The sequence below is a fragment of the Rhodococcus sp. 05-2254-2 genome (genome assembly GCF_002259095.1).
Taxonomy (GTDB): Bacteria; Actinomycetota; Actinomycetes; order Mycobacteriales; family Mycobacteriaceae; genus Rhodococcoides.
In genome coordinates this window covers 1-833 of record NZ_NOZJ01000015.1, presented here as the reverse complement: position 1 = coordinate 833, position 833 = coordinate 1, and the positions used below count along the sequence as shown (strand labels likewise).

Here is an 833-nt window from a genome sequence, read left to right as displayed (position 1 = left end):
CGCATCTCCTCGAACTTGGTGGCCTGCCGCTCGAGGTCTTCGAGGAATGCGGCGAGTTCTTCGCGCTTGTTCTCCCCGCGTGCGGTGAAGTCGTTGCGCTCGAAGACGCTCCACTTGCGCAGGACCGGCCAGACGACGTCCTCGAGGTGCTGACGCAGGTCGTAGATGCCGTGCTTGGCCATCAGCACACCGTTGCGGCGGAAGTTCGGCATCCCGGCACCGGGCATGACGAAGTTCGTCACGATGTCGGAGACCGCGTCGAGGGTCTGGTCGGGAGCGATGTCCATCGCTGCGCCGGTGATGTTGCGGTAGAAGATCATGTGCAGGTTCTCGTCGGCGGCGATGCGCTGGAGCATCCGGTCGGCGATCGGATCGTCGCAGACCTTGCCGGTGTTGCGGTGTGAGACGCGGGTGGCGAGTTCCTGGAAGGTCACGTAGGCGACCGAGTGCAGCAGACCCGTCTGCGATCCTGCCGGTGAGGCGAAGCCGTTGGTCATGTGGATCATGCGGGCTTCTTCGAGGGCGACGGGATCGACGCCGCGGGTGACCACGAGGTAGTCGCGCATGACGATGCCGTGCCGGTTCTCCTCGGCGGTCCAGCGGCCGACCCAGGTTCCCCAGGCACCGTCCTGGGAGAAGTTCTCGGCGATCTCACGGTGGTAGGACGGCAGGTTGTCCTCGGTGAGCAGGTTGGTGATCATCGCGGCCTGTGCGACGTCGGAGAGTTTGGATTGCTCCGGGTCGTAGTCCTGGCCGCCGAGTGCGGCGAAGTTGCGACCTTCGTCCCACGGGACGTAGTCGTGAGGGTGCCACTCCCGCGCCATCGAGATGTG

The 833-nt window shown here is 65.1% G+C and carries 1 protein-coding gene; it reads right to left on the bottom strand.

The window, feature by feature from the left end; genetic code table 11:
• Positions 1-833, bottom strand: an 833-nt coding sequence (locus tag CH283_RS18570; protein ID WP_141216251.1) for an acyl-ACP desaturase, incomplete at both ends; no start/stop codon positions are given.